This is a genomic window from Xanthomonas sacchari, assembly GCF_040529065.1.
GTDB classification, from domain to species: Bacteria; Pseudomonadota; Gammaproteobacteria; order Xanthomonadales; family Xanthomonadaceae; genus Xanthomonas_A; species Xanthomonas_A sacchari.
Window position 1 is genome coordinate 954,583 of the sequence record NZ_CP132343.1, and the last position, 24,554, is coordinate 979,136.

22 protein-coding genes and 1 other RNA gene are annotated in these 24,554 nt (G+C 69.9%); 19 read left to right on the top strand and 4 right to left on the bottom strand.

Features of this window, described 5'->3' with window-relative positions:
- Position 1: 1 nt before the first annotated feature.
- Positions 2 to 370 (bottom strand): YraN family protein, encoded by a 369-nt coding sequence (locus tag RAB71_RS04105; protein ID WP_029562323.1) that lies wholly within the window; start codon positions 368 to 370, stop codon positions 2 to 4.
- Complete coding sequence (locus RAB71_RS04110) at positions 360 to 2,084, bottom strand: penicillin-binding protein activator (protein WP_010344448.1); 1,725 nt, start codon at positions 2,082 to 2,084, stop codon at positions 360 to 362. The genes RAB71_RS04105 and RAB71_RS04110 overlap by 11 nt, the downstream gene beginning before the upstream one ends.
- Positions 2,085 to 2,165: 81 nt before the next feature.
- On the opposite strand from RAB71_RS04110, the gene rsmI reads away from it, so the two are divergent.
- The 3 genes from rsmI to rnpB all read left to right on the top strand — a co-directional run bounded on the left by rsmI (position 2,166) and on the right by rnpB (position 4,121).
- Complete coding sequence (gene rsmI, locus RAB71_RS04115) at positions 2,166 to 2,993, top strand: 16S rRNA (cytidine(1402)-2'-O)-methyltransferase (RefSeq protein WP_010344447.1); 828 nt, start codon at positions 2,166 to 2,168, stop codon at positions 2,991 to 2,993.
- A 28-nt stretch (positions 2,994 to 3,021) separates the two neighbouring features.
- Entirely contained in the window at positions 3,022 to 3,726 is a 705-nt protein-coding gene (locus RAB71_RS04120) for a hypothetical protein (RefSeq protein WP_138985784.1), read from the top strand.
- 28 nt (positions 3,727 to 3,754) lie between these two features.
- Positions 3,755 to 4,121, top strand: an RNA gene (rnpB, locus tag RAB71_RS04125) — RNase P RNA component class A.
- Positions 4,122 to 4,272: 151 nt separating this feature from the next.
- Here rnpB and RAB71_RS04130 read toward each other — a convergent pair.
- On the bottom strand, positions 4,273 to 5,058 hold the full coding sequence (locus tag RAB71_RS04130) for an NRDE family protein (RefSeq protein ID WP_029562321.1): 786 nt from the start codon (positions 5,056 to 5,058) through the stop codon (positions 4,273 to 4,275).
- A gap of 371 nt (positions 5,059 to 5,429) precedes the next feature.
- On the opposite strand from RAB71_RS04130, the gene RAB71_RS04135 reads away from it, so the two are divergent.
- From RAB71_RS04135 to lpxC, 15 genes are all read left to right on the top strand, one after another.
- Positions 5,430 to 5,831, top strand: a complete 402-nt coding sequence (locus tag RAB71_RS04135) for a division/cell wall cluster transcriptional repressor MraZ (RefSeq protein WP_010344444.1) — start codon at positions 5,430 to 5,432, stop codon at positions 5,829 to 5,831.
- Between the two features lie 14 nt (positions 5,832 to 5,845).
- Positions 5,846 to 6,958 carry a 16S rRNA (cytosine(1402)-N(4))-methyltransferase RsmH gene (gene rsmH / locus RAB71_RS04140; protein ID WP_010344443.1) on the top strand — a complete coding sequence of 371 codons (1,113 nt, stop codon included), beginning with the start codon at positions 5,846 to 5,848 and terminating at the stop codon, positions 6,956 to 6,958.
- Complete coding sequence (ftsL, locus tag RAB71_RS04145; protein WP_010344441.1) at positions 6,955 to 7,218, top strand: cell division protein FtsL; 264 nt, start codon at positions 6,955 to 6,957, stop codon at positions 7,216 to 7,218. The genes rsmH and ftsL overlap by 4 nt, the downstream gene beginning before the upstream one ends.
- Entirely contained in the window at positions 7,215 to 9,083 is a 1,869-nt protein-coding gene (locus tag RAB71_RS04150) for a penicillin-binding protein 2 (protein ID WP_041500523.1), read from the top strand. Before ftsL ends, RAB71_RS04150 begins: the two co-directional genes overlap by 4 nt.
- Positions 9,080 to 10,564 carry a UDP-N-acetylmuramoyl-L-alanyl-D-glutamate--2,6-diaminopimelate ligase gene (locus tag RAB71_RS04155; protein WP_010344438.1) on the top strand — a complete coding sequence of 495 codons (1,485 nt, stop codon included), beginning with the start codon at positions 9,080 to 9,082 and terminating at the stop codon, positions 10,562 to 10,564. Before RAB71_RS04150 ends, RAB71_RS04155 begins: the two co-directional genes overlap by 4 nt.
- Positions 10,561 to 12,054 (top strand): UDP-N-acetylmuramoyl-tripeptide--D-alanyl-D-alanine ligase, encoded by a 1,494-nt coding sequence (gene murF / locus RAB71_RS04160; RefSeq protein ID WP_104609618.1) that lies wholly within the window; start codon positions 10,561 to 10,563, stop codon positions 12,052 to 12,054. The genes RAB71_RS04155 and murF overlap by 4 nt, the downstream gene beginning before the upstream one ends.
- On the top strand, positions 12,044 to 13,129 hold the full coding sequence (gene mraY / locus RAB71_RS04165) for a phospho-N-acetylmuramoyl-pentapeptide-transferase (protein WP_010344435.1): 1,086 nt from the start codon (positions 12,044 to 12,046) through the stop codon (positions 13,127 to 13,129). The genes murF and mraY overlap by 11 nt, the downstream gene beginning before the upstream one ends.
- Positions 13,129 to 14,448, top strand: coding sequence for a putative lipid II flippase FtsW (ftsW, locus tag RAB71_RS04170; protein WP_010344434.1), 1,320 nt, complete (start codon positions 13,129 to 13,131; stop codon positions 14,446 to 14,448). Before mraY ends, ftsW begins: the two co-directional genes overlap by 1 nt.
- Positions 14,445 to 15,683, top strand: coding sequence for an undecaprenyldiphospho-muramoylpentapeptide beta-N-acetylglucosaminyltransferase (murG, locus tag RAB71_RS04175; RefSeq protein WP_104609617.1), 1,239 nt, complete (start codon positions 14,445 to 14,447; stop codon positions 15,681 to 15,683). The genes ftsW and murG overlap by 4 nt, the downstream gene beginning before the upstream one ends.
- Positions 15,680 to 17,116, top strand: coding sequence for a UDP-N-acetylmuramate--L-alanine ligase (gene murC / locus RAB71_RS04180; RefSeq protein WP_010340124.1), 1,437 nt, complete (start codon positions 15,680 to 15,682; stop codon positions 17,114 to 17,116). Before murG ends, murC begins: the two co-directional genes overlap by 4 nt.
- The gene (locus tag RAB71_RS04185; RefSeq protein ID WP_010340123.1) at positions 17,113 to 18,054 is read left to right on the top strand and encodes a D-alanine--D-alanine ligase; all 942 of its coding nucleotides are present in this window, start codon (positions 17,113 to 17,115) and stop codon (positions 18,052 to 18,054) included. Before murC ends, RAB71_RS04185 begins: the two co-directional genes overlap by 4 nt.
- Positions 18,055 to 18,175: 121 nt before the next feature.
- Entirely contained in the window at positions 18,176 to 19,030 is an 855-nt protein-coding gene (locus RAB71_RS04190) for a cell division protein FtsQ/DivIB (RefSeq protein ID WP_010340122.1), read from the top strand.
- Positions 19,027 to 20,262 carry a cell division protein FtsA gene (gene ftsA, locus RAB71_RS04195; protein WP_010340121.1) on the top strand — a complete coding sequence of 412 codons (1,236 nt, stop codon included), beginning with the start codon at positions 19,027 to 19,029 and terminating at the stop codon, positions 20,260 to 20,262. The genes RAB71_RS04190 and ftsA overlap by 4 nt, the downstream gene beginning before the upstream one ends.
- 294 nt (positions 20,263 to 20,556) lie before the next feature.
- Entirely contained in the window at positions 20,557 to 21,783 is a 1,227-nt protein-coding gene (ftsZ, locus tag RAB71_RS04200; protein ID WP_010340120.1) for a cell division protein FtsZ, read from the top strand.
- Positions 21,784 to 22,035: 252 nt separating this feature from the next.
- Positions 22,036 to 22,950, top strand: coding sequence for a UDP-3-O-acyl-N-acetylglucosamine deacetylase (gene lpxC, locus RAB71_RS04205; protein WP_010340119.1), 915 nt, complete (start codon positions 22,036 to 22,038; stop codon positions 22,948 to 22,950).
- A 145-nt stretch (positions 22,951 to 23,095) separates the two neighbouring features.
- Here lpxC and RAB71_RS04210 read toward each other — a convergent pair whose 3' ends face one another.
- Positions 23,096 to 23,572: a DUF721 domain-containing protein gene (locus tag RAB71_RS04210; RefSeq protein WP_010340118.1), complete on the bottom strand. Its 477-nt coding sequence runs from the start codon at positions 23,570 to 23,572 to the stop codon at positions 23,096 to 23,098.
- Positions 23,573 to 23,582: 10 nt separating this feature from the next.
- Here RAB71_RS04210 and RAB71_RS04215 point away from each other — a divergent pair, with 10 nt between their 5' ends.
- Positions 23,583 to 24,530, top strand: coding sequence for a M23 family metallopeptidase (locus RAB71_RS04215; protein WP_010340117.1), 948 nt, complete (start codon positions 23,583 to 23,585; stop codon positions 24,528 to 24,530).
- The last annotated feature ends 24 nt before the right edge of the window (positions 24,531 to 24,554 follow it).

Below are 24,554 nucleotides of genomic sequence, written 5' to 3' on the forward strand. Positions count from 1 at the left end.
CTCAGCAATCCTCGGCGCGGAACGCATCGCGCAGCCAGGTCAGCCGCGGCGGATCGCCGTCGGCCTCGACCACGTCGAAGCGGCACGGCCAGTTGGCGTACTGCGGATGCGCGGCCAGGAACAGTTGCGCCGCCAGCAGCAGGCGGCGGCGCTTGCGCAGGTCGACCGAGGCCGCGCCGCCGCCGAATGCGGTGCTGCGCCGGTAGCGCACTTCGACGAACACCAGGCTCTGCGCCTGCTGCATCACCAGGTCCAGCTCGCCGCCGCGGAAGGCGACGTTGGCGGCGATCAACCGCAGGCCGGCGCGCTCCAGTTCGGCGCGCGCCGCCGCTTCCACCGCGTTGCCGCGTCGGCGCCGCTCAGTTTCCATCGGGCAGCGGGGTCGGACGCCCGCCGCTGAAGGTGGACCAGGCCGGGGTGCGCACGATGTTGCCGAAGCCGTCCAGATGCAGCACGCCGGTGGCGCCGCGCAGGCCGCTGTCCTTGCCGGTCGCCAGCTTCTCCAGGTACGCGGTGATCTGCCAGGCATCGTAGCCGAACGCGAACAGGCGCCCGGCCGGGCCGCGCGCGGTCGGCAGCATGTCGGCCACGCTGGTCGCCGCCGGCAGCCCGCCGACGCCACGCACGTTCCACAGTTCGCTCGGGTAGACGATGCCGTCCAGCACCAGGTCGTCCTCGGGCTTGCCGGTGCCCAGCACCAACTGCGAGGTCGCGATCCGGGTCTTGCCGGCGAAACCGGCCAGCGCCAGCTGCGGCGCCAGCGCGCGGGCGGTGTTGCCCTTGACCGCCAGCAGCACCGAGTCGGCGGCACCGGCGTTGCGCAGTTGCGCGGCGATGTCGCCGGGCGTCTCGGCCACGCTGATGCTGCCGGCGACCTTGCCGCCGCGCTCGCTGAAGCGGTCGCGAAACGCGGCCACCGCGCGGCGGCCGTTGTCGTCGTTGCTGCCGATCACCAGGGTGTTGTGGCGCTCGTGCGCCAGCAGGTACTCGGCGGCGGCGATGCCGTCGTCTTCCGGCGCCAGCGAGAAGCCGGCGCTGCCGCCGGGCGGGGCGTGGGTGCCGCGGTTCAGCGCCAGCACCGGCACGGGCAGCGCGTCGCGTGCGAACAGCGCGGTGACCTCGTCGCGGCCGAGCGGGCCGACCACGAAGTCGGCGCCGCCATCGACCGCCTTCTGGTAGGCGGCCAGTGCGCCGGCCGGGGTGCCGGTGGTGTCGATGAAGTCGATCGCAGGACGCCGCCGGGTCTCGCCGTAATAGCCGGCGAGCAGGCCGTCGCGCACCGGCGCGGCCGCGGTGGCCAGGCTGCCGCTCAGCGGCAGCAGCACCGCCAGCTTGGCCGGCGGGCGGTAGCCGTCGCGCTCGGCCGGCAGCCGCTTGCTGGTGTCGAAGCCCCACTGCTCGCCGCGGTCGAACGGGCGCGGCAGCGCCAGACCACGGCTCAGCAGCGCGCGGCCGACGAAGTTGTACAGCGGATCGCCAGCCGGCAGCGCGGCGGCGCGCGCCTGCAGGGTGGCGTCGTTGAGCGTGGCCAACTGGCGCACGATGGCGCGCTGGTTGTCGCTGCGCGCCTGGCCGCTGAGGCCGTTGTCGGCGCGGGCGCGCTCGTCCAGCGCCGCGGTGGCGTCGCCGGTCCCTTCCAGGGCCTGTGCGCGGGCCAGGTGCCAGCGCGCACGCAGGTTCTGCGGCACGTCCCGCGGATCGCTGCCCAGCGCCTGCAGCGCCTTGGCCGGCTGGCGGTCGGCCAGGGCCAGCTCGGCCTCGACCAGTGCCACCCGCACCTTGCTCAGTGGCGGCAACTGCCGCGGCTGCACCTGCGCCAGCAGGCTGCGCGCACGGGCGGCGTCGCCGGCCTCGTACCAGGCGAAGGCGGCGTCGCCCAGCAACTGGTTGCGGGCGCTGCCGGTGGCGCCGGCGGCCTGCGCCTCGAGCTGCTGCGCCGCGTCCTTCGGCTTGCCCTGGTCCAGCAGCGCCAGCGCGGCCGATTGGGCCGGCGAGGCGCTCGGCGTCACGCTGGTGGTGGCGCAGCCGGCGATCAGCAGCGCCAGCAGCGACAGGGCGGAAATCCTTGCGAATCGCTTGTTCATTTCTGGTCCATTCGGCTGGGCACGCCGGGCGCGCCGGGGAAAACCGCTACGATTCTACCCTTGACCATGGAAAGCCCGTAGATGAGCGCCCAGCCCGGAACTCTGCACGTCGTCGCCACGCCGATCGGCAACCTCGCCGACCTGACGCCGCGCGCCCAGGAGACGCTGCGCTCGGTGGCGGCGATCTGCGCCGAGGACACCCGCCGCAGCGGCCAGCTGCTGGCCCACTTCGGCATCGAGCGGCCGCTGCTGGCACTGCACGAACACAACGAGGAGGCGCTGTCGCAGCGCATCGTCGCGCGCCTGCTGGAGGGCCAGTCGCTGGCCCTGGTCAGCGACGCCGGCACCCCGCTGGTCAGCGACCCCGGCTACCGCCTGGTGCGCGCCGCCCGCGCCGCCGGGGTGCGGGTCAGCCCGGTCCCGGGCGCCTGTGCGGCGATCGCCGCGCTCAGCGTGGCCGGCCTGCCCAGCGACCGCTTCGCCTTCGAGGGCTTCCTGCCGGCCAAGGCCTCGGCACGCCGCGAGCGCCTGGTCCGGTTGGCCAGCGAACCACGCACCCTGGTGTTCTACGAAGCCTCGCACCGCATCGCCGAGTCCCTGGCCGACTGCCGCGCCGCCTTCGGCGACGCCCGCCCGGCGGTGCTGGCGCGCGAACTGACCAAATTGTTCGAGACCGTGCTCGACGGCACCCTGGCCGACCTGCACGCGCGGGTCGAGGCCGACGACAACCAGCGCAAGGGCGAGTTCGTGCTGATGGTGCAGGGCGCCGGCGACGACGCCGACGCGCAACTGGCCGAAGGCCGCCGCGTCTACGCCAAGCTCAGCGAGCACCTGCCGCCGTCCACCGCCGCCAAGCTGGCCGCCGAACTGACCGGTGCGTCGCGCAAGGCGTTGTACGGCGGTGGCTAGCAAGGCGGCACGCCAGAAGGCAAGGGAGTTGGCATGGCTGGACCTCGCCAGGGTGGTCATGCCGGAGGAGATCCCCAAGGGCATTGTGGAACAACCGGATCCGCCCGCGCCCGATCTCGTGATCCGCAGCAGCAACACGAACATTGGTATCGAGGTCACTCAGCTTTTCCGGCGCGACGATCCGGCGTCGCGGTTGCCTGCCCGTGAAATAGAGGCTGCTCAACGCAACATTCTTGCCGAGGCGAGGGCGTTGTATGAGGAGACATACGGCCACCGCTTGTTTGTGAATGTCTCCTTCAACGGTACGCCGCCCGCAAAAAAACCGGCGGTTCGCGAACTTGTGGCGCTCGTGGAGAGACATCGCACTGATTCAGGAGCAATGTTCCAGGTTCTTGCTCTGGATGCCCGTGCGCGGCAACTCCTTCCCCAGTGGCTTCAAGGGCTCACGATATGTACTCAGAAGTCAGATGAGCCCGCGCGCTGGATTGGTGGTTCCGTGTGGCGCACCCCAAGTTTGACGCAGGATCTGCTGCAGTCCGCTGTCTCAAGAAAGAACAAAAACGTTGAGGGTTACTTGGGGTGCTGTGACCAAGTCTGGCTTCTGGTTATTTGTGACCTATGGCCGATGGCGGCAAGTTTGGCTGTGCCGCGAAACGCGCATGAATGGCAGTTGGAAAGCCGCTTTGCGCGGGTACTGCTGGTGTCCCGAGAGGGCGATGGCATCAGCTTCTAATGGAGAAACATGCGACAATGCCCGCGGCGGAGCCGGCCAGACAGTCGCGTCATCCCATCGCATTTCGGTGCGGCGGGATGCCGAGGAAAGTCCGGGCTCCATAGGGCAAGGTGCCAGGTAACGCCTGGGCGGCGCGAGCCGACGGACTAGTGCAACAGAAAGATACCGCCTACGTCTGCGCAAGCAGGCCGGTAAGGGTGAAATGGTGCGGTAAGAGCGCACCGCGAGTCCGGTAACGGACCGGCACGGCAAACCCCACCTGGAGCAAGACCAAATAGGGACCTCATGGCGCGGCCCGCGTCGGGTCCGGGTAGGTTGCTTGAGCGTACCGGTGACGGTGCGCCTAGAAGAATGACTGTCCACGACAGAACCCGGCTTATCGGCCGGCTCCGCCACTTTTTCTCAGGCCAGCGTTATCGGGGGCCTGTTGCCGCCACGGCGGCCCGGCTGCTGTGGGAGGGACTTCAGTCCCGACTGCAGTCACTCGACGGGCCAGCGCTGTTCCGCCACGCCACCGCCGCCGAGGTCGATGCGTGAGCCCAGGCGTCACTGCTTCCCGGTGTCTGTTCCCACGTCCCGGTTCTCCAGCCGCGTCTCCCCCAGGAATACCCCACCCGGGCCGAACCGGCGCTCGCGGATCCAGCCGTGCCCGGCGGCATCCACCGCGACGATGGTGCTGGCGCGGGTGCCGTACTCGCTGCCACGGATGAAGGCGGGCGATAGCCGCCGTTCCAGGTCCGGGCCGACGCCGGTGTCGGGCAGGTCGGCCGGGTCGGCCAGGGTCTCGTCGGCCAGCGCCCGCCACAGCGGCGCCAGGTCGTCGTCGCCGGCGGCGATCCAGGCGCTCACGGCAGTGCGCAGGCGCAGGGTCTTCGGCCAGGGTGCGTCGAGCGCGCCGTTAGACATGCCGTGCACGCCGGGCGTCAGGGCGCTGCGGCCTGGCGGGTGGTTGCCGACGTAGGCGGCGCCGGCGGCATCCGCCAGCAGCAGGTTGAACGGCGGGAAGGCATCGGCGCGCGCGGCCAGCGCGTCGGCGAAGGTCGCGGCCGGCTCGGCGCCGGTCAGGTAGTCGGCGATCAGGGCGCCGCGCGAGGCGCCGGACATTGAGGCCAGCGGGTCGCGCACGTTGGTGACCACGGCGCAGCGGCCGGCGTCGTCCAGTCCCACCCAGGTACCGCCGGAGCGCAGGTCGCGCCCGGCCAGCAGGCGCTGCGCCGGGGCCGGCCAGCGCTGCAGCGGCGCGGTCGGGCGGGCGTGGAATTCGTCGCGGTTGCCGACCAGCAGCAAGCGCCATCGCGGGTGCGCAGCGTGCGCGAGAACGACCAGACACATGCCCGGCAGTGTGCGCGCTTGCGCAACGCGAGGCGAGCCCAGGCGCCATGTCGACGGCCGGTGACGACCGCCTTAACGCCCCCTACACAGGCCTGAATTTCCGTTCAATCTCAAAATTTGAGACGAAACAGTAACTTGTGGATAAGCCTTGAACAAGTCTCTAAAGATCGTTGCAAACCATTGATCCCGCTAGCGATTTACCACTCGCAAAGTTGTTGACAACCCGTTGCGCGCTGCTAAGGTGGGCACTTGAGGGGAAACCGGGTTTTTTGTGGTTTTTCGTGGTTCAATGACCGCCCAGGCGGATTCGGAAAGGTGCAGGCGTCGTGTTTCAGGGCGAGACCGCAATCACTGTGGACGACAAGGGGCGTATGGCGGTTCCCACCGCGTACCGCGACCTCGTCGCGCGCGTGAGCGGCAATCGGCTGGTGCTGACCTACAACCCGTTCGAGGCCGGCTGCCTGTGGCTGTATGCGGAGAAGGAGTGGGAGCGGGTCCGTGACGACGTCATGGCCAAGCCCAACACCCAGCGCGTGGTGCGGGTCCTGCAGCAGAAGCTGGTGGGTTCGTCGGCCGCACTGGAGCTGGATGCCAACGCCCGCATCACCATTCCGCCGAGCCATCGCGCCGCGGTGGGCATTGAAAAGCGCGCCGTGCTGTTGGGCATGGGCGACAAGTTCGAACTGTGGAGCGAGCAGGCTCATCGCGCACTGATCCAGCAGACGTTGTCTGACGAGGATCTGGGCGATGGATTGCTCGATCTGAAGTTGTGAGTCGGGGTGTCCGGATGCGCGGACAGGCGCAGGCCGGTCACCTCCCGGTGTCGCAACCATCGGCGGCGCATGTGCCGGTGTTGTTCGCGCAGGTCCTGGACGGGCTGCAGGTGATCGAAAACGGAATCTATCTGGATGGCACGTTCGGGCGTGGCGGACACGCGCGCGGGGTGCTGCACAAACTCGGCCCAGGAGGCCGGCTGCTGGTGATGGACAAGGACCCCGAGGCGATCGCCGAAGCCGAACACGCGTTCGGCGCCGACGCGCGCGTGTCCATCTATCGCGGCAGCTTCGCCGAGCTGGGCCAGTGGGACGCCGCCACCGCGCTGGACGGGGTGCTGTTCGACCTGGGCGTGTCCTCGCCGCAGCTGGACGTGGCCGCGCGCGGCTTCTCCTTCGGCAAGGATGGCCCGCTGGACATGCGCATGGACCCGGACGCAGGCGAGAGCGCGGCGCAGTGGCTGGCGCGCGCCGAGGAGCGCGAGATCGCCGACGTGCTGTGGACCTACGGCGAAGAGCGGCAGAGCCGGCGCATCGCCCGCGCCATCGTCGCCCGCCGCGAGAAGCAGCCGCTGACGCGCACCGCCGAACTGGCCGACCTGATCGCCAGCGTGATGCCGCGCGGCGACAGCAAGACCCACCCGGCCACGCGCAGCTTCCAGGCCATCCGCATCCATATCAACCGCGAACTGGCCGATCTGGAAACCGGCCTGGACGCGGCGCTGGCCCGGCTCAAGCCCGGCGGCCGCCTGGCGGTGATCAGCTTCCACTCGCTGGAAGACCGCATCGTCAAGCAGTTCATGCAGCGCCACGCCAAGGCCCCGCCGAGCAACCGCCGCCTGCCCGAGGCCACGACCTTCGTGCCGACCCTGCGCCTGCACGGCGGCGCGATCAAGGCCGACGCCGACGAACTGGCGGCGAACCCGCGCGCGCGCAGCGCGGTGTTGCGGGTGGCTGAGAAGCTGGGAATCGGGAGTCGGGAATCGGGAATCGGTAAAGGCGAAAGCAAGAGCGCGCTTCCCGGCACGGAAGGTTTCCGTGCGCAGTCGGCCGGCTCTTCCCCATTCCCCATTCCCGTTTCCCCATTCCCGCCGGCGCATGGCGCGCTCCACAGGAGCGCGCCATGAGCCGGCTGCTGCTGCTCGTGCTGCTCGCCTGCACCATCGCCTCGGCGATCGGGGTGGTGTACATGCGCCATCGCCATCGCCAGTTGTTCGTGGAGCTGTCGCGGCTGGAGCACAACCGCGACGAGCTGAACATCGAGTTCGGCCGGCTGCAGCTGGAGCAGGCGACCTGGGCCGAGAGCAATCGCGTCGACCAGGTCGCGCGCGAGCGGCTGGGGATGAAGTTCCCCGAGACCGGCGACATCGTGGTGGTGCGTCCGTGAACAAGAGCGGCCGCAATCGCCCCCGCAGCAACTTCAACCTGCGCGGCCGCCTGGCGCTGGTCGGCGCGGCGCTGGGCCTGTGCTCGGTGACGCTGATCGGCCGTGCGGCCTACGTGCAGCTGATCAACAGCGACTTCTACCAGCGCCAGGGCGAAGCGCGCTACCTGCGCGAACTGCCGATCGCCACCTCGCGCGGCATGATCACCGACCGCAACGGCGAGCCGCTGGCGGTGTCCACGCCGGTGGAATCGATCTGGGTCAACCCGCAGGAACTGCTGCGCAGCCCGGACCGCATCCCGCAGCTGGCGCAGGCGCTGGAGCTGCCGGTCGACGAACTGACCGCCAAGCTGTCGCAGAAGGCGGACAAGGAGTTCATGTACCTCAAGCGCCGGATCAATCCGGACAAGGCGCATGCGGTGGTCGCGCTGGGCATTCCCGGCGTGTTCTCGCAGCGCGAATTCCGCCGCTTCTACCCGCAGGGCGAAGCGATGGCGCACGTGCTGGGCTTCACCAACATCGACGACCGCGGCCAGGAAGGGCTGGAGTTGGCGTTCGATGCCTGGCTGCGCGGCAAGCCGGGCGCCAAGCGCGTGATCCGCGACCGCAAGGGCGCGATCGTCGAGAGCATCGACCTGGTCAAGCCGGCGCAGCCGGGCAAGGACCTGACCCTGAGCATCGACCGCCGCATTCAGTTCCTGGCCTACAAGGAACTGCGCAACGCGCTGGTCGAGAACAAGGCCGCGGGCGGCTCGATCGTGATCATGGACGTGGCCACCGGCGAGATCCTGGCCATGGTCAATCTGCCGACCTACAACCCCAACGCAGTCAACGGGGTCAACCCGGACGTGCGCCGCAACCGCGCGGTCACCGACCTGGTCGAGCCGGGCTCGACGATGAAGCCGCTGACCATCTCCACCGCGCTCAAGGCCGGGGTGGTGACCAAGGACACGCTGATCGACACCAACCCCGGCTACATGTCGGTGGGCCGCTTCACCATCAAGGACGTGCCGCGCAACAACGGCGTGCTGACCGTGACCGGGGTGATCACCCGCAGCTCCAACATCGGCGCGGCCAAGATCGCGGCCAAGCTGCCGGACCAGACCTTCTACGATCAGGTCCACAGCTACGGCTACGGCAGTTCCCCGCACAGCGGCTTTCCCGGCGAATCGGCCGGCGTGTTCCCGTCGCCGGCGCGCTGGAGCGGTTCGTCCAAGACCACCATGTCCTACGGCTACGGCCTGTCGGTGACGCCGCTGCAGATCGCCCGCGCTTACTGCGCGCTGGGCAACGGCGGGCGCCTGGTGACCCCGACCTTCGTCAAGGGCCAGCACGAGGACAGCAAGCAGGTGCTGGACCCGGCGATCTCCAAGGAAGTGGTGGCGATGATGGAGACGGTGGTCACCCAGGGCGGCGCAAAGGGCGCGGCGATCCTGGGCTACCACGTCGCCGGCAAGACCGGCACCGCGCGCAAGGCCGGCCCCGGCGGCTACGAGCGCGGCCACTACAACGCGCTGTTCGCGGGCCTGGTGCCGGCGAGCAATCCGCGCTTTGCCACGGTCATCGTCATCAACGACCCGCAGGGCGCCAAGTACTACGGCGGCCTGGTCTCGGCGCCGGTGTTCCACAACGTGATGGAAGGCGCGCTGCGCCTGATGGACGTGCCGCCGGACGACATCCAGTCGTGGCTTGCCGCGCAGGCCGCCGGCAAGAGCGGCCATGCGCCGCCGGCGGCGCCGGTGGAGCCGGATCCGGCCACCGTGCCCGACGCCGCCGCCGAGGTCGATGCCGCGCTGCCCAGCGCGCGTGCGGTGGCGCCGCCGGCGCCGGCCGCGTTGCCTGCGCCGCTGCAGGAGACCCGCCAGTGACCCGCGCCATGTCGCTGTCGCAACTGCTGCCGGGCGTGGCGCTGGCGCATGACGTGCAGGTGTCCGGGCTGGTCATGGACAGCCGCGCGGTGCGCCCGGGCGATGCCTTCGTGGCGATCGCCGGCTTCGGCGCGCATGGCCTGGGCTTCGTCGAGCAGGCGCGCGCCAACGGCGCGGTCGCGGTGCTGTACGACCCGCCGGCCCCGGCCGAACTGCCGGCGCCGGCCGATGCGATCGCGGTGCCGGGCCTGCGCGCGCGCATGGGCGCGATGGCCGACCAGTTCCACGGCCATCCGTCGCAGACCATGACCATGGTCGGGGTCACCGGCACCAACGGCAAGACCTCCACCGTGCAACTGCTGACGCAGGCCTGGCACCTGCTGGGCACGCGCAGCGGCAGCATCGGCACGCTCGGCGCCGGCCTGTACGGGCAGGTGCAGCCGACCGGCTTCACCACGCCGCTGGTGCTGCCGCTGCACGCGCTGCTGGCGCAGTTGCGCGACGCCGGCGCGCAGGCGGTGGCGATGGAAGTCAGCTCGCACGCGCTCGACCAGGGCCGCGTGGATGCGGTGCATTTCGACGTGGCCGTGTTCACCAATCTCACCCGCGACCATCTCGACTATCACGGCGACATTGCCAGTTACGGCGCCGCCAAGGCGCGCCTGTTCGCCACGCCGGGGCTGAAGTCGGCGGTGGTCAACCTGGACGATGCGTTCGGCCGCGAGTTGCTGGGCACGCTGGATCCGGCGCTGCGCCGCATCGCGGTCAGCTCGCGCGGCCAGGATGGCGCCGAGGTGCGCGCCGAGGCGCTGCGCCTGGACGCGCGCGGCATCGGCTTCACCCTGGCGATCGGCGAGGAGCGGCATCCGCTGCAGTCGCCGTTGCTGGGCCGTTTCAACGTCGACAACCTGCTGGCCGTGGCCGGCGCGCTGCATGCGCTGGACGTGGCGCCGGTGCGCATCGCCGCCACCCTGGCGCAGTTGCAGCCGATCCGCGGGCGCATGAACCGGCTTGGCGGCGATGGCGCGCAGCCGCTGGTGGTGGTCGATTACGCACACACGCCCGACGCGCTGGAGCAGGCGCTGCAGAGCCTGCGCGCGCACGCGCAGGGCCGCATCACCTGCGTGTTCGGCTGCGGCGGCGAGCGCGACACCGGCAAGCGCCCGCAGATGGCGGCGATCGCGCAGCGTCTGGCCGAGCGCGTGGTGGTCACCGACGACAACCCGCGTGGCGAGGACGGCGATGCCATCGTCGCCGACATCCTGGCCGGTTTCGACGGCATGCAGGCGGTGCAGGTGCAGCGCGACCGCGCGCAGGCCATCGCCATGGCGGTGGCCGATGCCGGTGCCAAGGACATCGTGCTGATCGCCGGCAAGGGCCACGAGCCCTACCAGGAGATCGCCGGCGTGCGCCATGCATTCGACGATACCGAGGTCGCCGCGCACGCCCTGCGCGCGCATGCGACGGAGGCGGCCCGATGAAGCGCCTGCCGTTGTCGATGATCGCGCACTGGGCCGGCGCCGAACTGCATGGTGACGATGTGGCGATCGACGTGATCAGCCACGACACCCGCAGCCTGGCCGCCGGCAGCCTGTACGTGGCGCTGCGCGGCGAGCGTTTCGATGGCCACGCCTTCGTCGCCGACGCCGCTGCGCGCGGCGCCAGCGCACTGCTGGTGGAGCGCGTGCAGCCGCAGATCGAACTGCCGCAGATCGTCGCCGCCGACACCGAGCTGGCGCTGGCGCGGATCGCCGCCGGCATGCAGCGCGGCCGCGCCACCCGCGTGGCCGCGATCACCGGCAGCAACGGCAAGACCAGCGTCAAGGCGCTGCTGCTGGCGATCCTGCAGCATGCTTGCCGCATCGACGGCGGCAGCGTCTACGCCAACCCCGGCAACCGCAACAACGAGATCGGCCTGCCGCTGGCGGTGATCGAGGCGCCGGACGACGCCGACTACGCGATCTACGAAATGGGCGCCGGCAAGCCGGGCGACATCGCCTATCTCACCGACATTGCGCCGCCGCAGGTGTCGCTGGTCAACAACGTCGCCGCCGCGCACCTGGAGCGCATGGGCAGCCTGCTTGGCGTGGCGCAGACCAAGGGCGCCATCTACACCGCGCTGCCGGCCGACGGCACCGCGGTGATCAATGCCGACGACGCCTTCGGCCTGTGGTTCGAGCAGCGCCTGCCGACCGGCGAGGCGCGGCCGCAGGTGCTGCGCTTCGGCCTGCAGCCGGGCGCCGAGGTCGGTGCCGCGCAGATCCGCATGGCCGCCGACCGCACCCAGTTCGTGCTGACCACGCCGCGCGGCGACGTCGAGGCGACGCTGCCGCTGCCGGGTCGGCACAATCTGCAGAACGCCCTGGCCGCCGCCGCGCTGGCGCTGGCGCTGGGCGTGGCCCCGGCGCGCATCGCCGCCGGCCTGGCGCAGGTGCAGCCGGTCCCCGGCCGGCAGATCACCCACACGCTGCCCGACGGCGCGGTGCTGATCGACGACAGCTACAACGCCAACCCCGGCTCGCTGGCCGCGGCGATCGATGCGCTGGCCGCGGCCGGCGGCGAGCGCTGGCTGGTGCTCGGCGACATGCGCGAACTCGGCGCCGACGCCGCAGCCCTGCACGCCAGCGGCGGGCGCCGCGCGCGCGACGCCGGGCTGACCCGGCTGTACGCGCTCGGCCCGCTCAGCGCCCACGCCGCGCAGGCCTTCGGCGAGAACGGCAGGGTGTTCGACAGCCATGCGGCGCTGATCGAGGCGCTGCAGCGCGACCTGGCGGCCGTGGCCGCGACGCGACATACGCAGGATCAAGAGCAGGAATCGAAGCAGATGCATGAGACCACCGGCGCGCCGTCGCATGGCGCGCTCCAGCCGGCCCCGGCCACGCTCCTCGTCAAGGGCTCGCGCGGCAGCGCCATGGACACCGTGGTCCGCGCGCTGCTGAACCAGGCACAGGAGGCGCCGCATGCTGCTTGAACTCGCCCGCTGGCTGCAGCAGCTCGAAAGCATGTTCGGGCTGTTCGGCTATCTGACCTTCCGCGGCATCCTCGCGGCGCTGACCTCGCTGTTCCTGTCGCTGTGGCTGGGCCCGGCGGTGATCCGCAAGCTGGCGCAGTTCAAGGGCGGCCAGCCGATCCGCCAGGACGGCCCGCAGACCCACTTCTCCAAGGCCGGCACCCCGACCATGGGCGGCTCGCTGATCCTGCTCACCGTGCTGCTGTCGGTGCTGCTGTGGGGCGACCTGCGCAACCGCTACGTGTGGCTGGTGCTGGCGGTGATGCTGGCGTTCGGCGTGATCGGCTGGTACGACGACTGGATCAAGATCGTGCGCCGCGACCCGAACGGGCTGAAGTCGCGCTGGAAGTACCTGCTGCAGTCGATCTTCGGCCTGGCCGCCGGCCTGTTCCTGTACTACACCGCCGATGTGCCGGCGGCGATCACCTTCTATATCCCGATGTTCAAGTCGATCGCGCTGCCGCTGGCGGGGATCAGCTTCGTCGCCATCGCCTATTTCTGGATCGTCGGCTTCTCCAACGCGGTCAACCTGACCGATGGCCTGGACGGCCTGGCGATCATGCCGACCGTGTTGGTGGCCTGCGCGCTGGGCGTGTTCGCCTATGCGTCGGGCAACGCGGTGTTCTCCGCCTACCTGAAGATCCCCACGATTCCCGGCGCCGGCGAACTGATCATCATCTGCGCGGCGATCGCCGGTGCGGGCCTGGGCTTCCTGTGGTTCAACACCTATCCGGCGATGGTGTTCATGGGCGACATCGGCGCGCTGGCGCTGGGCGCGGTGCTGGGCACCATCGCAGTGATCGTGCGCCAGGAACTGGTGCTGGTGATCATGGGCGGCGTGTTCGTCATCGAGACCCTGTCGGTGATGATCCAGGTCGCCTCGTTCAAGCTCACCGGCAAGCGTGTGTTCCGCATGGCGCCGATCCACCACCACTTCGAGCTGAAGGGCTGGCCGGAGCCGCGGGTGATCGTGCGCTTCTGGATCATTTCGGTGGTGCTGGTGCTGGTCGGCCTGGCCACGTTGAAGGTGCGCTGATGAACGACGCCGCTCGCCAAGCGACCCGCCTGGAGGCCATCGGTGGCCGCTACGACCCGTGGCTGCTCGGCGCCGCGGTGGCGCTGGCGTCGCTGGGCGTGGTGATGGTCGGCTCCAGCTCGATCGAGCTGACCACCAGCCCGTTCTACTACCTGAGCCGCCACCTGCTGTTCCTGGCCGGCGGCATCGGCCTGGCGTTCTGGGCGATGCGCACCGAGCTGAAGAACATCGAGCAGTACAACCAGTTGCTGCTGCTGGCCTGCTTCGGCCTGCTGCTGGTGGTGTTCGTGCCCGGCCTGGGCAGTACGGTCAACGGCGCGCGGCGCTGGATCAACCTGGGCATCTCGCGCTTCCAGACCGTGGAAGCGGTGAAGGTGCTGTACATCGTGTGGCTGTCCAGCTACCTGGTGCGCTTCCGCGACGAGGTCAACGCGACCTGGCCGGCAATGCTCAAGCCGCTGGGCGTGGCGGTGGCGCTGGTCGGCCTGCTGCTGCTGCAGCCGGACTTCGGCTCCTCCACGCTGCTGCTGGCGATCACCGCCGGCATGCTGGTGCTGGGCGGGGTGAACCTGCCGCGCATGTCGATGCCGATCGTGATCGGCCTGCCGGTGTTCGCCTTCATCGCGATCCTCGAGCCGTATCGCCTGCGCCGCATCACCTCGTTCCTGGATCCGTGGGCCGACCAGCTCGGCTCCGGCTACCAGTTGTCCAATGCGTTGATGGCGGTGGGCCGCGGCGAACTGTTCGGGGTCGGCCTCGGCGGTTCGGTGCAGAAGCTCAACTACCTGCCGGAAGCGCACACCGACTTCATCTTCTCGGTCATCGCCGAGGAACTGGGTTTCGTCGGCGTGTGCCTGATCATCTCGCTGTACGCGCTGCTGGTCGGTCGCGCGTTCTGGCTGGGCATGCGCTGCGTGGAGATGAAGCGCCACTTCTCCGGCTACATTGCCTTCGGCATCGGCCTGTGGATCAGCCTGCAGAGCTTCGTCTCGGTCGGCGTGAACCTGGGCATCCTGCCGACCAAGGGCCTGACCCTGCCGCTGATCTCCGCCGGTGGCTCCAGCGTGCTGATGACCTGCGCGGCGATGGGCCTGCTGCTGCGCGTGTCCTACGAACTCAACCGCGCCGAGCGCCAGGTGGCGCTGGTGCGCAGCGACGCGGCGATGCCGGTCAAGCAGACCGTGGACAACGCCGAAGACCTGCAGGCCGCACGCGAGGCCAGCGCCAGCGCGGTCGCCGCGGCGATCCAGGGTGCACCGGGGCGCGGCACCAGCCGCATGCAGCCGCGGGTCGAACCCACCTTCGGGAGGCTCGGATGAGCGCGGTGCAGGGCGATCGTCCGGTGATGATCCTCGCCGGCGGCACCGGCGGGCACATCTTCCCCGCGCTGGCCGTGGCCAAGGTGCTGCGTGCGCGCGGCGTGCCGGTGGTGTGGCTGGGCGCGGCCGGGCGCATGGAAACGCGGCTGGTGCCGGAGCACGGCATCGAGCTGGACACGATCGAGATCGGCGGGCTGCGCGGCAAGGGCGCGCTAGCCCTGTTCGGCGCGCCGGTGCGGGTGATGCGGGCGGTGCGCGCCGCCGGCTTCGTGCTGCGCCGGCGGGCGCCGCGCGCGGTGATCAGCTTCGGTGGCTTCGCGGCCGGCCCCGGCGGCCTGGCCGCGCGGCTGCTCAAGCTGCCGCTGCTGGTGCACGAGCAGAACCGCGCGCCGGGCCTGACCAACAAGGTGCTGGCGCGGGTCGCGCGGCGCGTGCTGACCGGCTTCCCCGGCAGCTTCGCCACGCGCGAGGAGGCGGTGGGCAACCCGGTGCGTGCCGAGATCGCCGCGCTGGCGCCGCCGGCGCAGCGCCTGGCCGCGCGCCACGGCGCGCCGCGGCTGCTGGTGCTGGGCGGCAGCCAGGGCGCACGCGTGCTCAACCAGGCGTTGCCGCAGGCGCTGGCCGCGCTCGGCGTGGCCGTCGAGGTGCGCCACCAGTGCGGCGAAGCGCTGCGCGAGGAAGCCGCGCGCGCCTACGCCGACGCCGGCGTCGCCGCCAGCGTCGAAGCCTTCATCGGCGACATGGCCGCCGCCTACGCCTGGGCCGACCTGGTGGTGTGCCGCGCCGGCGCATCGACCCTGGCCGAACTGTGCGCGGTCGGCATCGGCAGCGTGCTGGTGCCGTTCGCCGCCGCCGTCGACGACCACCAGACCCGCAACGCCGAATACCTGGTCGAGCGCGGCGCCGCCGTGCTGCTGAAGCAGGACGACGCCCTGGCCGGCCACCTGCAGCGCGTGCTGCGCGACCTGCTGACACAGCCGGCGCAGCGCCTGGCGATGGCCGAGGCCGCGCGCCAGCTGGCCAAGCCGGATGCGGCCGAGCGGATTGCGGACATCGTGCTCGAAGAAGCCGGGAGTCGGGATTCGGGATTGGGGATTGGCAAAAAGCAGGAGCACAAGCAGGACACCATGCAGACACCCGTACAACGTGCAGCGCTGCGGCAACCAGCCGCCAGCGACACGAATCCCCAATCCCGAATCCCCAATCCCGGCACCTCCACCGGAGGTGCCCTGTGATTCGCCGTCTCCACGACACCGGCGATCTGGTCCGCGCATTCCCGCGCGTGCACTTCGTCGGCATCGGCGGTACCGGCATGAGCGGCATCGCCGAGGTCATGCTGACCCTGGGCTATGAGGTCTCCGGCTCGGACAACGCCGACAACGCGGCGACCCGGCGCCTGGTCAAGCTCGGCGCACGGGTGATGCGCGGGCACTCGGCAGCCAACGTGCTCGGCACCGACTGCGTGGTGGTGTCCAGCGCGATCCGCGAAGACAACCCGGAACTGATGGAAGCGCGCAGCCAGCGCATCCCGATCATGCCGCGCGCGGCGATGTTGGCCGAACTGATGCGCTTCCGCCGCGGCATCGCGGTGGCCGGTACCCACGGCAAGACCACCACCACCAGCCTGGCCGCGGCGGTGCTCAGCGAAGGCGGGCTGGACCCGACCTTCGTGATCGGCGGCCAACTGCTCGCCGCCGGCGCCAACGCCAAGCTCGGCGGCGGCCAGTGGCTGGTGGCCGAGGCCGACGAAAGCGACGGCAGCTTCCTGCGCCTGAACCCGCTGATCTCGGTCATCACCAACATCGATGCCGACCACCTGGAGAACTACGGCAACGATTTCGCCCGGGTCCAGGCCGCATTCGCCGAGTTCCTTCAGCGCCTGCCGTTCTACGGCCTGGCGGTCTTGTGCATCGACGATCCGGAAGTGGCCGCGCTGGCGGCGAAGACGCCACGCCATGTGATGAGCTACGGCCTCAGCGAGAACGCCGACGTGCGCGCCGAGGACGTGGTCCAGGACGGCCCGCGCATGCGCTTCACCTTGCGCCTGCCGGAAGGCAGCAGCATCCCGGTGACCCTGGCGTTGCCAGGTCGGCACAACGTGCTCAACGCGCTGGCCGCCGCCGCCATCGGCTGGCAGCTGGGCGTGGCGCCGGAGGCGATCGCCAGCGCGCTGCAGAGCTTCGCCGGCATCGGCCGCCGCTTCAACGATCTGGGCGAAGTGACCACCGCTGGCGGCGCGCGCGTGCGCGTGGTCGACGACTACGGCCACCACCCGCGCGAACTGGCCGCGGTGTTCGCCGCCGCCCGCGGCGGCTGGCCCGACAAGCGCCTGGTGGTCGCGTTCCAGCCGCATCGCTACAGCCGCACCCGCGACCAGTTCGACGCGTTCGCCGCGGTGCTGTCGGAAGTGGACGCGCTGGTGCTCAGCGAGGTCTACCCGGCCGGCGAGGCGCCGATCCCGGGGGCAGACGCACGCTCGCTGGCCCGCGCGATCCGCGCGCGCGGCCGCAGCGAGCCGGTGGTGGTCGGCCAGGTCGGCGAACTCGACAGCGTGCTGCCGGACGTGCTGCAGGACGGCGACCTGCTGCTGATGATGGGCGCGGGCGACATCGGCTACGTCGCCCAGCACATCGCCCAGCACGGCTTCGCCGGCGGAGCGGACGCATGAGCGCGCAGACCCTGCCGCCGCCGCGCGTCACCGACCCGGCCGCGTTCGGCCGCGTCGCCGTGCTGCTCGGCGGCACGTCCAGCGAACGCGAGGTGTCGCTGAACTCCGGCGCCAACGTGCTCGAGGCGCTGCGCAGCCGCGGCGTCGACGCGCAGCCGGTGGATGGCATTCCTGCCTTGCTCGAGCGCATCCGCGCTGGCGAGGTCGATCGCGTCTTCAACATCCTCCACGGCGGCGACGGCGAGAACGGCGTGCTGCAGGGCCTGCTGCGCGCGCTGCAGGTGCCGTTCACCGGCCCCGACGTGCTCGGCAGCGCGCTGACCCTGGACAAGATCCGCACCAAGCAGGTGTGGATCGCCGCCGGCCTGCCGACCCCGGGCTTCGCCCGCATCGACGCCCAGGCCGACCTGGCCGCGGCCGCCGCCGCGCTGGGCTACCCGCTGTTCGTCAAGCCGGCCTGCGAAGGCTCCAGCGTCGGCGTGTTCCGCGTGCTGTCCGAGGCCGACCTGGCGCCGGTGCGCGCCTTCGCCGCCGACTACCGCGGCGAACTGCTGATGGAGCAGATGGTGCAGGGCGAGGAATACACCGTCGGCATCCTCGGCGACGTCGCGCTGCCGTCGATCCGCATCGTCCCCGCCGGCGACTGGTACGACTACCACGCCAAGTACATCGCCGAGGACACCCAGTACCTGTGCCCGGGCATGCAGGGCGAGGACGAGACCGAGATCCGCCAGCTCGCGCTGCAGGCCTTCGCCGCCGCCGGCTGCAGCGGCTGGGGTCGCGTGGACGTGATGCGCGACCGCGTGCGTGGCCTGCAGCTGATCGAGGTCAACACCGCCCCGGGCATGACCAGCCACTCGCTGGTGCCCAAGGCCGCCGCGCAACTGGGCGTGGATTTCGCCGGCCTGTGCTGGCGCATCCTGGAGCAGACGCTGTGAAGCCGGGAATCGGGAATCGGGAATCGGGAATGGGTAACAGCGGTGCCGCGTGCGCGGCCGCTTGTGCCTTCCCCATTCCCCATTCCCGATTCCCCAATCCCGCGCACCGAAAGGTGCGCCCATGAACGCCTCCCTGCGCATCCTCGCCTGGCTGCTGGCGCTGGCCCTGGTCGCGCTGCCGATCGTAGCCGTGCTCAACGGTTGGGTCGGGGCCGAGCGCTGGCCGCTGAGCCGGTTGCAGGTGAGCGGCGACTTCAAGCGCGTGTCCGCCGAGCAGTTGCGCCAGGTGGTGCTGCCGTACGCGCGGCGCGGCTTCTTCGCGGTGCGGCTGCAGGATGCGCAGGACGCGATCGAGCGCCTGCCGTGGGTGGAGAGCGCACGCGTGCGCAAGCGCTGGCCGGACGTGCTGGAAGTGCGCGTCGTCGAGCACCGCCCGTTCGCGCGCTGGGGCGAAGACCGCATGCTGTCCGAGCAGGGCCGCATCTTCGCCCTGCCCAACGAACTGCGCGACGTGGCGCTGCCGCACCTGGCCGGCCCCGACGCCAAGGCCGCCGACGTGGTCGCGCTGTACAACGCCTCGCGCGCGCTGTTCGCCCCGGTCGGCCTGCCGGTGCAGGGCGTGGCCCTGGACGCGCGCGGCAGCTGGTCGCTGGCGCTAGGCAACGGCGTGCAGGTGGTGGTCGGCCGCGACGACGCGCGCGCCCGCCTGGAGCGCTTCGCCCGGGTGCTGCCGCAATTGCTGCAGCCGGGCCAGCCGCCGCTGGCGCGCGCCGATCTGCGCTACACCAACGGATTCACCGTGGCATGGGTACCCGAGAGCAAAGAGCCGAGTAAGGAGCCGGGCAAGGAGAAGAAGCCTGCGGCGCCGGCCCAGCCCGCGCGGCACGCGGCACTGGCCGACCCTCCATCCCATCGCGAGAGCCCGCTCTTCTCCCTTCCCCATTTCCGATTCTCTATTCCCGGCTCCAAGACATGAACCGCAAAGGCGACAAATCCCTCATCGTTGGACTGGACATCGGCACCTCCAAGGTCGTCGCGCTGGTCGGCGAATACTCGCCCGGCAACCCGATCGAGGTGATCGGCATCGGTTCGCATGAGTCGCGCGGGCTCAAGCGCGGCGTGGTCGTGGACATCGAATCCACCGTGCAGTCGATCCAGCGCGCGATCGAGGAAGCCGAGCTGATGGCCGGCTGCGAGATCCGCTCGGTCTACGCGTCGATCTCCGGCAATCACGTGCAGTGCAAGAACTCGCCGGGCATCGTCCCGATCCGCGACGGCGAGGTGACCTGGAACGACCTGGACCGCGTGCTGGAAGCGGCCAAGGCGGTGGCGATCCCGGCCGACCAGCGCATCCTCCACGCGATCCCGCGCGAGTACGTGCTGGACGATTCGCAGGAAGGCATCCGCAACCCGGTCGGCATGACCGGCGTGCGCCTGGAGGTGCACGCGCACCTGGTGGTGTGCGCGCAGTCGGCCGCGGCCAACATCAGCAAGTGCGTGCAGCGCTGCGGCCTGCAGGTGGACGACCTGATCCTGTCCTCGCTGGCGTCTTCGGTGGCAGTGCTGACCGCCGACGAGCGCGAGCTGGGCGTGGTGCTGGTGGACATGGGCGCCGGCACCACCGATCTGGCGGTGTTCGTGCAGGGCGCGATCTGCCACACCGCCTCGCTGCCGATCGCCGGCGACCACGTCACCAACGACATCGCGCACATGCTGCGCACGCCGACCCCGGAAGCCGAGCAGATCAAGGTGCGTTACGCCTGCGCGCTGGCGCAGCTGGCCACCGCGGAAGAAAGCATCCAGGTGCCCAGCGTCGGCGACCGTCCGCCGCGGCGCATGCCGCGCCATTCGCTGGCGCAGGCGGTGCAGGGCCGCTACGAGGAAATCTTCGAGATGGTGCAGGCGGAACTGCGCCGCTCCGGCTTCGAGGAACTGGTACGCGCCGGCATGGTGCTGACCGGCGGCGCCTCGAAGATGGAAGGCGTGGTCGAACTGGCCGAGGAAATGGTGCAGATGCCGGTGCGCGTGGGCATTCCCCAGCACGTCACCGGCCTGGGCGAAGTCGTCGGCAACCCGGTGCACGCCACCGGCGTGGGCCTGCTGCTGATGGGCAGCCAGATCGAGCACCCGCGCCGCCCGTCGCTGCCGACCGGCCGCGCCGGCAGCTTGTTCAAGAAATTGAAGAACTGGTATCGCGGCGAGTTTTGAGGGCCGGGAATGGTGAATCGGGAATTGGGAATGGGTAAGAGCAAAAGCAAAGGCAGTGCTGCGGTGAGATCGGTGGAGAGCGGTGAGAGAAGGTAGGTAGGCGTAGTTTTTTGCAATTCCGCTGAGGAAAAGGTCCCGGGCTGGAGACGCGCTGTTGCGATTCCCCACTCCCGATTCCCCATTCCCAGCTTCCAAACAACAACACTCGCCGAAATGCGGGTGTCGGGCAGGCGAACGGAGCGATCCGATTCCCCATTCCCGATTCCCCATTCACGGCTCAAAGAGGAAACGGACATGGCGCATTTCGAACTGATTGAAAAGATGGCACCCAATGCAGTGATCAAGGTCGTTGGCGTGGGCGGCGGCGGCGGCAACGCGGTCGCGCACATGGTCAGCAGCAGCGTGGACGGCGTGGAGTTCATCACCGCCAACACCGACTCGCAGGCGATCAAGAACTGCGGCGCCAAGCTGCAGCTGCAGCTCGGCACCAACGTCACCAAGGGCCTGGGCGCGGGCGCAAATCCGGAAGTCGGCCGCCAGGCCGCGCTGGAAGACCGCGAGCGCATCATGGACGCGCTGCAGGGCGCGGACATGGTGTTCATCACCGCCGGCATGGGCGGCGGCACCGGCACCGGCGCTGCGCCGGTGGTGGCGCAGCTGGCCAAGGAAATGGGCATCCTGACCGTGGCCGTGGTCACCAAGCCGTTCCCGTTCGAAGGCCGCCGCCGCATGCAGGTGGCGCTGAAGGGCATCGAGGAACTGAGCCAGCACTGCGACTCGCTGATCACCATTCCGAATGAAAAGCTGATCACCGTGCTCGGCCGCAACGCCACCATGATCCAGGCGTTCCGCGCCGCCAACGACGTGCTGCAGGGCGCGGTGCAGGGCATCGCCGACCTGATCGTGCGTCCGGGCCTGATCAACGTCGACTTCGCCGACGTGCGCACCGTGATGTCGGAAATGGGCCTGGCGATGATGGGCACCGGCTCGGCCCGCGGCGACGACCGCGCGCAGGCCGCCGCCGAAGCGGCGATCCAGAACCCGCTGCTGGACGACGTCAACCTGGCCGGCGCCAACGGCATCCTGGTCAACATCACCGCCGGCCCGGACTTCACCATGGCCGAGTTCGACGAGATCGGCCGCACCATCGAAGGCTTCTCTTCCGAGGACGCCACCGTGGTGGTCGGCACCGTGCTGGATCCGGACATGCAGGACGAAGTGCGCGTGACCGTGGTCGCCACCGGCCTGAACCGTGCGGTGTCGCGCCAGTCGCAGCGTCCGGAGCAGCGTGCGCCGATCAAGCTGGTGCGCAACGCCACCACCGGCCAGCCGGAGTTCGGCGACTTCGAGCACGGCGGCGACGCCGTGTCCAAGGCCGTCGGCGGTGCGATGGGCCTGGGCCTGCGCCGTCCCAGCGGCGACGGCATGAGCGCGGCGGCGTCCGCACCGGCACCGGCCGCGGCCGACCTGCCGAGCGACTACCTGGACATCCCGGCGTTTCTGCGCCGCCAGGCCGACTGAGGTCTGCGTCATCGGCCGGCGCGTGCGCCGGCCCGCAACACCGCCGTCCGGGAGCGCCTCCCTGGCCGGCGCGCCATGTCCCTTGCTGCCGGGTCCCCGCGACCCGGCAGGTTTTTGCGACCGCGACGCCGGCACGGGCCAGTGTTGCAAGCATGGGATGCTGTGACCGCTTTGTTAAAATTTAGCTAAACGCGTGATATTCTCGTTGTCTGTTCAGTTCCCGTGCGAACAGACGTTCCCAGACTGTCTGCCATGACCCAGCAACGCACCCTCAAGAACACGATCCGCGCCACCGGCGTGGGCCTGCACAGCGGCGACAAGGTCTACATGACCCTGCGCCCCGCACCGGCCGACCACGGCATCGTGTTCCGACGCGTGGACCTGGATCCGGCGGTGGACGTGCCTGCCGATGCCGAGCTGGTCACCGAGACCACGCTGTGCACCGGCCTGAGCCGCGGCCAGGCCAAGATCCAGACGGTGGAGCACCTGATGTCGGCGATGGCCGGCCTCGGCGTGGACAACGCCATCGTCGAACTGTCCTCGGCCGAACTGCCGATCATGGACGGCTCGGCCGGTCCGTTCGTGTTCCTGCTGCAGTCGGCGGGCATCGTCGAGCAGGACAAGGCCAAGCGCTTCATCCGCATCAAGCGCGAGGTCGAAGTGCGCGACGGCGACAAGATCGCCCGTTTCGTGCCGTACGACGGCGGCTACAAGCTCGGTTTCACCATCCAGTTCGACCACCCGATGATCCCGGCCAAGCAGTCGCGCCAGGAGATCGAGTTCTCGACGATGGCCTACATCAAGGAAATCTCCCGCGCGCGCACCTTCGGCTTCATGCGCGACCTGGAGTACATGCGCGAGCGTAATCTCGGCCTGGGCGGTTCGATGGACAACGCCATCGTGCTCGACGAGTTCCGCGTGCTCAATGACGACGGCCTGCGCTACGCCGACGAGTTCGTGCGCCACAAGATCCTCGATGCGATCGGCGACCTGTACCTGGCCGGCGGTGCCATCCTCGGCGCCTACGAGGGCTACAAGTCCGGCCACGCACTGAACAACAAGCTGGTCCGCGCCCTGCTCGCCGAGCAGGCGGCGTGGGAATGGGTCAGCTTCGAATCCGCCGCGCAGCAGGCGCCGGTGGCCTACGGGGCGGCGGCTTACGCCTGAACCCGTTCAACCCGGTGACGCCCGGGTAGAGATCACGGAATCGGCAATCGACCGGTTCTTCTTCTCCCCTTAACGCCGATTTAACGAATCGGTAACGACCTGACGCCCGACGCCCGCTAGGATGCGTCGGTCGCGGCGTGCGTGTCTACGTACGTCGACGGCCACGGTCGGAGCCCGTGGTCGCATCAGGCGTCGCGGAGACGACGTCCTGCAGGGAAGCCAGGGCCTCGCGCAGCCCCTTGTGCGTAGCCGCAGAAACCGGAGCTGGCGTGCTTCTTGCCTGCTGCATTGGGGAATGCGCGGGTGCAGTCGCAGTCTTGACGGTCACTTTGGTGGCTTTCAGCCCGAGGGAACGGGCCGCAGCAAGGATGTCGGCCTCGGCCAGCCTGACCCGGGCGTGCCAGACCGGAGACTCAACGAGAAAAACGAGCTGTTCGCCGTTCACGTTGGCCAACCGACACCGGGAGGCCAGGTTCGGCGGCAGATGGGGGCGTAACTGCCGGTCCAGCGCGTCGAGCCACAGGGCACGGCGCAACGGGTCGCCCGCCTTGTCCGCCAGTGCGGCGTCCAGCGCCGGCTGCGGCGTGGCGGTATGGCCTTCGCCGGACTTTCGCTTAGACATGAAAACTCATATGACGTTCAAGAAGATCGTAATCCGTTCCAGTGAAAAGGGGGTCAAGACGTTACCGTGGCGATTGCGCGATTTCGCCGATCGCCGCCCCTTCGCCGCGCTCGGTTCCGTGCTCGGCCTCGGCATGGTACTCGGCATCGGCGTCAGCGCTGCAGCCGGGTGGGGTGGGTCGGCGCAACTGCGCGCCAAGCTCGAGCGGCAGGACCAGGAACTGGCGCAGGTGCGCCGCGACGCGCAGACCCAGGTCAACGCCCTGGCGGCGCGGCTGGGCGAACTGCAGGCGCAGGCGACCCGGCTCAACGCACTCGGCGATCGCCTGACCCGCATGGGCAAGCTGCAGGACGGCGAGTTCGATTTCGACCAGCCGGTCGGCGTCGGTGGCGGCGACGACGAGCCCAGCCACGACATGCCCGCGCAGCAGCTCGGCAAGGAACTGGACGGGCTGCAGCAGCAGTTCGCCACCTCCGGCCAGCAGTTGTCGGTGCTCGAATCGCTGCTGTTCGACCACCAACTGGACCAGAACGCGGTGCCTTCGCGGATGCCGATCCGCAACAGCTACATCACCTCGGCCTTCGGCGGCCGCGCCGATCCGTTCGGCCGCGGTACCGGCAACCACAAGGGCATCGACTTCCACGCCAATGTCGGCGACCCGGTGCTGGCGGTGGCCGACGGCGTGGTCAGCTATTCCGGCGTGCGCGGCGGCTACGGCAACGTGGTCGAGGTCGACCACGGCAATGGCTATGTCACCCGCTATGCGCACAATTCGCGGTTGTCGGTGAAGGTCGGCGACCTGGTGCGGGTCGGCCAGGAAGTGGCCAAGGCCGGCTCCACCGGCCGTTCCACCGGCGCCCACGTGCACTTCGAGGTGTGGAAGGACGGGGTGGTGGTGAACCCGGCCAAGTTCCTCGGCGATGGCGCCATTCCGGTGGGCCGCCGCGGCCGCGGCTGAGCCTTGCGGGGCCTGGCGTGCCGG